The organism is Candidatus Accumulibacter cognatus (assembly GCF_000584975.1).
Taxonomy (GTDB): Bacteria; Pseudomonadota; Gammaproteobacteria; order Burkholderiales; family Rhodocyclaceae; genus Accumulibacter; species Accumulibacter cognatus.
This window is the reverse complement of the sequence record NZ_JDST02000145.1, coordinates 1-2,209: the sequence shown is the minus strand read 5'-3', so window position 1 is coordinate 2,209 and position 2,209 is coordinate 1. Positions and strand designations below refer to the sequence as shown.

Below are 2,209 nucleotides of genomic sequence, written 5' to 3'. Positions count from 1 at the left end.
CGAAACCCGCTTCTACCCAAGTGTGACATCTTGATCCGACCGGCTTGCTTGGTATAATGATTTGTGGAGATCACCTTAGTCCACCGGAACCAGGTATTGATAAGAAATGGGCATTAGTGGCCAAGAAGCGTTTAGTACAACTCCGCACAGGGGCTATTGTAGCTGTCCCGGGAGACGAAGTATTCCTGATCGAGTTGCCGATAGCCCAGTAAAGCCGCGTGACCTGCGGTCACATCGCACGCAACAAGGAAGGAGGACCATGGCTCTCGCACTTTAGCAACTGATCAACGGACTGACCCTGGGGGGTAAAGGAGAACGCACCATGAACCGAAGCTACACCGCAGTAATCAAGCAGGATGCCGACTGGTGGATCGGCTGGATAGAAGAAGTGCCTGGCGTAAATTGTCAGGAATCTTCGCGCGAAGCGTTGTTACAGTCACTACGCGAGACATTGATCGAAGCCATTGACTTCAATCGCGCAGAGGCACTCGATGCGGCTGGCAAAAGGTTTGAAGAATTGCCAATTGCTCTATGAAACGGCGTGACTTGCTGTCACACCTCATGGCGCATGAATGCGCATTGCTGCGCGAGGGCGGTAGTCATTCCTGGTGGTGCAACGTAAGCACAAACAGGCGAAGCGCAGTTCCAAGGCACAACGAGATCAGCAACCTCTTGGCAATCAAGATTTGCCGTGACCTCGGCATCCCGGAGCCAACAAAGTTTTGACAATGTGCTTGACGCGGACACCTGGCAGGCATGCCGTCCGCACCGCTGAGCCCTGCGTTTCACGCAGGCAACAAGGAGGAGGACCATGGCTCTCGCACTTCAGCAACTGATCAACGGACTGACCCTGGGGGCGGTCTATGGCCTGATCGCCATCGGCTACACGATGGTCTACGGCATCATCGGGATGATCAATTTCGCGCACGGCGACATCTACATGGTCAGCGCCTTCATCGCCGTGACCGTGTTCACGATGCTGGCCAGCTTCGGGATCAGTTCAATCCCGCTCTCGCTGCTGCTGGTGCTGCTGGTCGCCGTGCTGTTCACCTCGGTCTATGGCTGGACGGTCGAACGCATCGCCTACCGGCCGCTGCGCGGTTCGACGCGACTGGCGCCGCTGATCTCGGCGATCGGCATGTCGATCTTCCTGCAGAACATGGTGCAACTGACACAAGGGGCACGCGTCAAGCCGATCGCGCCGGTTCTCGTCGGCGGCATCGATCTGCTGACGGTCGACGGCTTCACCGTCCGCCTCGCCTACTCGCAGATCCTGATCGTTTTCGTCACCGTCGCGCTGATGGCCGGCTTCACCTACCTGATCACCCAGACTTCCTTCGGCCGCCAGCAACGCTCGTGCGAGCAGGACCGGACGATGACCGCGCTGCTCGGGATCAACGTCGACCGCACGATCTCGCTGACCTTCATGCTCGGCGCGGCGCTCGCCGCCGTCGCCGGCGTGATGGTCACGGTCTATTACGGCGTCGTCGATTTCTTCATCGGCTTCGTCGCCGGCATCAAGGCCTTTACCGCCGCCGTCCTCGGCGGCATCGGCTCGCTGCCGGGAGCGATGCTCGGCGGCCTCCTGATCGGCCTGATCGAAGCGTTCTGGGCCGCTTACCTGTCGGCCGAGTACAAGGATGTGGCCACCTTCAGCATCCTCATCCTGGTGCTGATGTTCCGCCCTTCCGGCCTGCTCGGCCGTCCTGAAGTGGAGAAAGTCTGATGGCAACACTCGTTCTCGCCCACCCCGGCGTCACCCCGGCCGAGCGCCTCAAGGACGCCGCGGCGCTGGCCCTGATCGCCCTGCTGCTCGGCATCCCGATGATCGGCCTGAGCACCGTCGACCAGGGTGGCGCGCTACGCATCACCACCCGCTGGCCGGCGCTATGTTCATTCGTCGCCGTATGCTTCGCCGGCCGCCTGCTGCTGCGCTATGCCCTCGACCACCTGCGGGCACGCCGGCAAATACGCGAACAGGCCGTAGAGGCGGTCAGCGGGCGCCGCCTGGCGAGCAGCCCGCTGCTGACCTGGGTCGGCTGGATCGCACTCGGCGTTTCGCTGGTGCTGCCGATCGTTTTTTCCGAGAACCGCTACGTCGTCGATACCGCGACCACGGTGCTGATCTACGTGATGCTCGGCTGGGGCCTGAACGTCGTCGTCGGTCTGGCCGGCCTGCTCGATCTCGGCTATACTGAAATAGGTAACA

4 protein-coding genes are annotated in these 2,209 nt (G+C 60.8%); all 4 read left to right on the top strand.

Annotated elements, in window-relative coordinates; all coding sequences use genetic code 11:
- Positions 1–322 precede the first annotated feature (322 nt).
- A complete protein-coding gene (locus AW06_RS19420; protein WP_034953797.1) occupies positions 323–535 on the top strand; it encodes a hypothetical protein in 213 nt (70 codons plus the stop codon).
- The gene (locus AW06_RS21385) at positions 532–726 is read left to right on the top strand and encodes a type II toxin-antitoxin system HicA family toxin (RefSeq protein WP_138678980.1); all 195 of its coding nucleotides are present in this window, start codon (positions 532–534) and stop codon (positions 724–726) included. Before AW06_RS19420 ends, AW06_RS21385 begins: the two co-directional genes overlap by 4 nt.
- An 85-nt stretch (positions 727–811) precedes the next feature.
- Positions 812–1,726, top strand: a complete 915-nt coding sequence (locus AW06_RS19415) for a branched-chain amino acid ABC transporter permease (RefSeq protein ID WP_034953794.1) — start codon at positions 812–814, stop codon at positions 1,724–1,726.
- The coding region (locus AW06_RS19410) for a DUF3382 domain-containing protein (RefSeq protein ID WP_034953792.1) at positions 1,726–2,209 on the top strand (484 nt) is incomplete at its 3' end. The genes AW06_RS19415 and AW06_RS19410, both read left to right, overlap by 1 nt.

What these genes read in the sequence shown, in the direction of transcription:
- AW06_RS19420 (WP_034953797.1), top strand. Translation starts at nt 323, where the DNA reads ATGAACCGAAGCTACACCGCAGTAATCAAGCAGGATGCCGACTGGTGG.
- AW06_RS21385 (WP_138678980.1), top strand. Translation starts at nt 532, where the DNA reads ATGAAACGGCGTGACTTGCTGTCACACCTCATGGCGCATGAATGCGCA.
- AW06_RS19415 (WP_034953794.1), top strand. Translation starts at nt 812, where the DNA reads ATGGCTCTCGCACTTCAGCAACTGATCAACGGACTGACCCTGGGGGCG.